Below are 6,104 nucleotides of genomic sequence, written 5' to 3'. Positions count from 1 at the left end.
GCTGCGCTACGCCGAAGGCTCCGCGCGCGGCCTCCTACACCACCACCCGGGACACTGCCTCTCCTCGGCCCGGTCGACCAGGCGTCGCAACTGCCGAAGGCTGCGCGGCGGATGCTGCGCGAGGTGATCGGTCAGCGCCCGGAACAGCGGATCACCGGTGTCTCCTTCGGCCCAAAGTCGCCGGTTCCCCATCCGCCGCAACGCCGCGTCGAACTCCTTCCGCGTCGGCTTGCGACAGCCCACCACCTGGCAGCGATCGAGCAGCGGCGGCGGCAAGTGGCCGTGCGCGTTGGTGGTCATCACCCACGTCACCCGGCTCATGTCGAAGTGGATGCGCAGAAAGGGGTCGGTCCAGTTCTGCGCGGTGGTCGGCTCGATCAGCGACATCAGCGCCGGGATCACGCCAGCCATGGTGCCGCCGCCAGCGGTGGTGATCGTCTCGCGGGCCAGACCGATCTCGTCGATGATCAACACCGGGTTGGCGATCCGCTCGGTGAGGATGCTCTGGGTCAGCATGCCCATCCCGGCGGTGCCCCAGCCGCGCTCGACCCCGACCAAGGAGAAGGCGCCGGACTGCGTTGCGCCGAGGTCGATCTGGATCACCGGCACCCCGAGCAGCTCGGCCAGGTGCCGCGCCCAGGCCGACTTACCGATGCCGGGTGGGCCGGAGAGGATCATCGGCGGTGCACCGGCGAGGCCCGGTCCCTGCGACGCGCGGCGGCGCAGCTCCTTCATGACCCGGCAGGAGGCAGCCTCCATCCACGGGGCGCGGTCGTGCAGGGCGGCGGCGATCTGGTCTGCCTCGTGCGCGGCCACGAAGGCGGCGCGGCCCTCACGGGCGAGCGCGGTCAATTGCGGGCCGAGGCCGTTTTTGCTCGGCAGCGCCTCCAGGCGTGCATCGCGCCGCTCGACGAAGCTCCGGGCGCGGGCCTGACTGCGACGCGTCTCGGTCATAGACAGCGGGCCCGGACGGTCGGCCGGCTCGAACCAGGCTTCGATCGCGGGATCCGGTTCAAGCGCGGGGCGCCTCGCGCGCAGCCGTTCGAGAAAGTCCGTCAGTCGCTCGGTCACGGCGCGGAGGTCGGCCGAGGTCGTCGGCCAGTCGCCCGTCAGGATTCGGGCAGGGTGCAGGGTGGGCATGAGAGATCGCCTTCGGCTCGTTCCACAGGTCACGCGACATTCATCGCCGGACCCGGCACAGCCGAGGCTGCGCGAAGTCAGGCGGCGCAGGTCGCGCGTATGTGGAGCGATCTCGTCATGCGTCCATCATACCGAAGAACCGTTTCCGGCTCAAGGATATCTCCGAGACGTCACCGCCTCACATGACGCGTGGGAGCTTCTCGATCGCCCGAAGCATGATCTCCGGCGTCGCGCGGCTGCCGTAGACCCGATCCTCCACGTCGGTCGCGGCGTGGCCGAGGATGTCACGGCGCACCCATTCCGGCACCTCAGGGTCCCGGCGCAGATGATCGGTCATGGTGTGGCGGAAGGAATGGAACTTCTTGCCCGCCGCATCATCGCCAAGCTGCGCGGTCAGAAGCTTCTGCCAGCGATACTGCAGCGAGTCCCCGAGGTTGCCGCGGCTGGACTTGCGAGTCAGGTCAGGGAACAGCCGCTCGCCGGGCGGTCCGGCCGCAAATTCCGGCAACCCGAGCTCGACCAGATGGGGGTGTAGGGGCAGGGTGCGCTTCGAGGTCGCGTTCTTGATCCGCCGTTCGGCGTTCGCGGCGATCTCGACCACCCAGATCCCGTCCTGCTGCCGGACCGAGCCGCGGAGGAGTCCCGCAAGCTCTTCCCGGCGCGCCCCGGTATAGGCCGCGAGCAGCGGCAGCCAGTAGAGGCCGTCGCGGATGAGCTCGGTGCCCGGCTCCAGTCGCCGCGCTGCTGAACGTGACCCGGTCCAGACGGGCGAGCGGAAGAGGCGGTGCAGGTCGTCCTGGCTGAACGGCAGCACGGCATCGCGGGCGTCCCGCGCGTCGACCTCGCGGAGGTTCGTGAGGTCGAGCCGATCGCTGACCTCGATCCCCTGCAGCCGCGCGTGCTTGAGGATCTGGACGAGGAAGCCGAGGTTGCGGTTCACGGTCGCCGGCGACAGGCCCTGCGGCTTTCCGGCCCGGCGGGCTGCAGCAATGATCTGGGGCAACGTCATGCTGCGTTCCGCCGCGCTCTTGCGATAGAGCGGCGGCAGCTGCGCCATGACCTCGACGAAGCGGGCGAGGTGCGTCTGCCTAACCTCGCGCACGTCGCGAAGGCCGGTGGCCTCGATGAAGAGCCTGGCAGTCGCCTCGATTTGGTGGGCGGTGCGGTCGGTCACGCGGCCGCGCGTTTGCTTACGCCCCGCCACGCTGCGCGCCAACGCAACGAGATCGGGATCGCGGGGGGGCGGGTCCTGAAGGATAGGTCCCCTCAGGATCCTGCGGTCCTTCGCATCGGGTTCGGCAAGGACCGGACCGGGAGAGATACCTTTCCGCGAAAAGGATCCTTGAACGGAGGCGGCAGGAGCTTGGTCAGGGTCCAAACCCGAACCAAGGTTGAGGTCACGAGCCAAGGTGCCGACCTCAGAAACCGCAGAAACTACATCTTCGACCGCCGCAGCGGCGAGGTCGGACTCCCGCACTGCGAGCTTGTCGGTCGCCATCAGCGCCGCGCTCCGCCCCCGCATCCGCAAGCGTCGCGCCTCGCGCAGCATCAGCTCACTCGGGGGCTCGCCCAGAAGCTCGGTCAGCCGCCGCGTCAATTTCGCCGTCACGGCCGGCGCTTCCTCGACCTTGCGCTGCAGATCGAGGCAGCGGCCAACATGGTCGATCAGCGGTGCGTCGTGCCCCTCAGCCGCCAGCTGCTGCCGCGCCACGTCGGTCAGTTGGGCACCCATGCCACCATCGGCCAACAGCCGTAGCGCCAGCCCGTGAGCGATATCCTCGCGGCGCTCGGTGGCCTCGTCATCCGTCGGCCGCCCGACCCGCGCAGCGCGATACGTAGCGGCGCGCTCAAGCTCGTCTCGCACCACCCCGTCCAGCAGGGCCTTTGCCTCGGCGCGGGTGAGCCGTCGTTCCATCATGTCTTCGAATACCGCGTCCGATCGCAGCGTGACAATGGTGGCGATCCGCCGGGCCGCGCGGGGGTCGGTCGTGCAGAGGCTGACCTGCAGCGATCCGGCGCCGGCGGCCGTCGGGACGCGGCGCCGCCAGACATAGGTCGCCTGGCGGCGGGTGACGTGATTGATCAGTCCCAAGGTGCTCTCCCTCAGAGCGCTCCCCGGCGGATGTCTCACACCCATGTGCCACAGCCTGATTCTCAGGCCTAAACAGGCACATTATGCAACGCGATCAACGACTTGGATAAAACTGGCTGGGGCGGTAGGATTCGAACCTACGGTACACGGTACCAAAAACCGATGCCTTACCACTTGGCCACGCCCCAGCAGTGCGGGGGTGTTTAGCGGCAGCGGCGGGGGGGTGCAAGGGGCGGGCGACAATTTCTTGAGTGATTCTGGGCCTTATCGAAGGCGCCGATTTTCAGCGCGGCCGTGCTAGAAGTTATTGCCAGCGCCCAGAGCAACGCTGCCGGGGCACTCCCTAGATCGAACATTGCTGACAACCGCCTCCCAACCGGCGGGAGCGCCCACCGCTGCGCCGGATTAGGCCAGATCAACGATCCAGGATCCGAACCCGCAGGTCATACGCACGTGTCGCCATGAAGCGCCGCGCCCAGCCCCCCAGCGCGCGCCCTACCCTGCCCCTGTCGCCCTACGCCTGCCAGCGCGGCTTGCGCTTGGCGAAGAACGCGGCGATCCCCTCGGGGGCCTCGTCGTCCTCCCACACCGCCACCAGCGCGTCGATGCTGGCCGCGATCACCTCGGCGTCGATGCGCGGCCCCAGCCTGCGGGCCAGCCGCTTGGCCGCCGCCACCGCCTTGGGCGCGGTCGAGAGATAGGGCACCACCTCGTCCTCGACCGCGGCGTCGAGGTCCTCGGCGTCCACGACGTAGGACAGCAGGTTCAGCCGTTCCGCCTCGGCCGCATCGAAGAGCCGCGCCGACATGAAGACGCGGCGCGCCCGGTCCTCGCCCATCCGCGCCAGGACGTAAGGCCCGATGGTGGCCGGGATCAGCCCCAGCTTCGTCTCGGTCAGCCCGAAGGTCGCGCCGCGCGCGCACACGGCCACGTCGCAGACCGCCATCATCCCCACGCCGCCGCCGAAGGCGTTGCCCTGTACCCGCCCGATCAGCGGCTTCGGCAGTTCGTTCAGCGCATTCAGCATCCCCGCGAGCGCCGCCGCCCCCGCCCGCCGCGTAGCGGCATCGGCGGTCATCTGCGCCTGCATCCAGCCCAGATCGCCGCCGGCGCAGAAGCTTTTGCCCTCGGCCGCGAGGATCACCGCCCGCACCGCGGGGTCCGCGCCCAGCTCGCCGGCCGCGGCCGTCAGCTCGTCGATCATCTGCGCCGACAGCGCGTTGTGCTTGTCGGCGCGCGCCAGCCACAGGGTCGCCACGCCGCGGGCGTCGGTCTCGATGCGGATCGTCTCATGGGTCATGCGGGGGCTCCTGAACGCAGGCTGCGGGCGAATGCTGCGGCGCGGGCCAGCACCGCGGGGTCGAGGCCGGTCTCGTGGCCGGCGGCGGCAAGATGGGCGGCCACAGCCTCGGTCGCCACGTTGCCGGCGGCGCCGGGGGCGTAGGGGCAACCGCCCAAGCCCCCCACGGCGGCGTCAAACACCCGCACGCCGCGGGCGATGCTCGCGTCGATGTTGGCGAGCGCCCGGCCGGCGGTGTCGTGGTAGTGCCCGGCCAATTGCCCGGCCGGCACCGCGTCCAGCACCGCCCCCAGCATCGCGTCGATGGTCTCGGGGTGGCCCTGGCCGATGGTATCGCCCAGGCTGATCTCATAGCAGCCCATCTCGAACAGCCTTGCCGCCACGCGGGCCACGTTGGCAGGCGGGGTCGGGCCGTCGAAGGGGCAGTCGGTGACGACCGAGACATAGCCGCGGACCGGGATGCCGTCGGCCCGCGCGGCCTCCATCACCGGGGCGAAGCGGGCGAGGCTCTCGTCGATCGTCGCGTTGAGGTTGGCCTTGGAAAACCCCTCCGAGGCCGAGGCGAACACCGCGACCTCGTCGGCCCGCGCCGCCCGCGCGCCTTCGTAGCCCTTGAGGTTCGGGGTCAGCGCCGCATAGCGCACGCCCGGCGCGCGGGTGATGCCGGCCAGCACCTCGGCCGCGTCGGCCATCTGCGGCACCCATTTCGGGCTGACGAAGCTCGTCACCTCGATCCGCCGAAAGCCTGCCCCGCTCAGCAGATCCACCAGCGCGATCTTGTCGGCGGCGGGGATCAGCCGCTTTTCATTCTGCAGCCCGTCGCGCGGGCCCATCTCGAAGATCTCGATCTCAGCCATTGGGAATCTCGTAGAAGTCACGGTCGAACATCTCGCCCCCCTCGCGGTCGAGCGCCCGGGCGCAGGCCGGCCGCGCGCGCATCCGGTCCCACCAGCCGAAGACGGCGGGATAGTCGGCCTTGGGCAGGAAATATCCCAGCGACCGGACGTTGAAGCCGAACATGCAGTCGGCGGCCGAGAACCCCGAACCGAGCAGATGCGCCCGCCCCGTCAGCCGCGCCTCGAGCGCGCGGGCCGTCACCGCCAGCCGCTTCGTCTCCAGCTTGATCGTGGGGATCGAGCGCGCCTCGGCCGGGCGGATGAAGTTGTGCTGGATGTTGAGGTTCTGGAGGCAGATCGCCTGGGTCTCGGCGAAATACAGCCATTGCAGGAAATCCGCCCGCTCGGGCTCGCCGGGCTTCGGCGCCAGCCGCCCGGCCTGCTCGGTCAGAAGCTGGACGATGGCGCCCGATTCAAACAGCGCGCCCCCGTCGATCTCGAGCGCCGGCACCTTGCCCGCGGGCGAGCGCGCCAGATGCTCGGGCGCCCGCAGGCTGCCGTCGGCAAAGTCATACCCGGTCAGCCCGTAGTCGAGCCCCAGCTCCTCGAGCAGCCACAGCACCCGGAAGCTGCGCGACCCCCGCGCATGATGCAGATGGATCATCGCGCGCCTTTCTTTCTTGCCCAAATATCCCGGGGTCCGGGGCAGCGCCCCGGTCCGGCGCGGCCTCGCGCG

General features: G+C 69.9%; 5 protein-coding genes and 1 tRNA gene. All 6 read right to left on the bottom strand.

All coding sequences use genetic code 11. From position 1 onward, the window contains the following. Window positions 1-6: 6 nt before the first annotated feature. Window positions 7-1,140: an AAA family ATPase gene (locus ACFHYO_RS09405; protein ID WP_394319965.1), complete on the bottom strand. Its 1,134-nt coding sequence runs from the start codon at window positions 1,138-1,140 to the stop codon at window positions 7-9. A 178-nt stretch (window positions 1,141-1,318) separates the two neighbouring features. Further along, complete coding sequence (locus ACFHYO_RS09400) at window positions 1,319-3,232, bottom strand: DUF6538 domain-containing protein (RefSeq protein ID WP_394319963.1); 1,914 nt, start codon at window positions 3,230-3,232, stop codon at window positions 1,319-1,321. Between the two features lie 113 nt (window positions 3,233-3,345). Continuing rightward, a tRNA-Gln gene (locus ACFHYO_RS09395) sits at window positions 3,346-3,420 on the bottom strand. Between the two features lie 326 nt (window positions 3,421-3,746). After that, window positions 3,747-4,532: a crotonase/enoyl-CoA hydratase family protein gene (locus ACFHYO_RS09390; RefSeq protein WP_394319962.1), complete on the bottom strand. Its 786-nt coding sequence runs from the start codon at window positions 4,530-4,532 to the stop codon at window positions 3,747-3,749. Continuing rightward, window positions 4,529-5,389, bottom strand: a complete 861-nt coding sequence (locus tag ACFHYO_RS09385) for a hydroxymethylglutaryl-CoA lyase (protein WP_394319960.1) — start codon at window positions 5,387-5,389, stop codon at window positions 4,529-4,531. Before ACFHYO_RS09385 ends, ACFHYO_RS09390 begins: the two co-directional genes overlap by 4 nt. Further along, window positions 5,382-6,032 carry a glutathione S-transferase family protein gene (locus tag ACFHYO_RS09380; protein WP_394319958.1) on the bottom strand — a complete coding sequence of 217 codons (651 nt, stop codon included), beginning with the start codon at window positions 6,030-6,032 and terminating at the stop codon, window positions 5,382-5,384. The genes ACFHYO_RS09385 and ACFHYO_RS09380 overlap by 8 nt, the downstream gene beginning before the upstream one ends. Between the last annotated feature and the right edge of the window lie 72 nt (window positions 6,033-6,104).

This window comes from Paracoccus panacisoli, assembly GCF_042435015.1.
GTDB classification, from domain to species: Bacteria; Pseudomonadota; Alphaproteobacteria; order Rhodobacterales; family Rhodobacteraceae; genus Paracoccus; species Paracoccus panacisoli.
The sequence above is the reverse complement of the archived record's forward strand: the minus strand, read 5'-3'. Positions and strand labels throughout refer to the sequence as shown.

Bases quoted from the DNA above. Each gene is read 5' to 3' on its own strand.
- ACFHYO_RS09405 (WP_394319965.1), bottom strand. From the start codon at position 1,140: ATGCCCACCCTGCACCCTGCCCGAATCCTGACGGGCGACTGGCCGACG.
- ACFHYO_RS09390 (WP_394319962.1), bottom strand. From the start codon at position 4,532: ATGACCCATGAGACGATCCGCATCGAGACCGACGCCCGCGGCGTGGCG.
- ACFHYO_RS09385 (WP_394319960.1), bottom strand. From the start codon at position 5,389: ATGGCTGAGATCGAGATCTTCGAGATGGGCCCGCGCGACGGGCTGCAG.
- ACFHYO_RS09380 (WP_394319958.1), bottom strand. From the start codon at position 6,032: ATGATCCATCTGCATCATGCGCGGGGGTCGCGCAGCTTCCGGGTGCTG.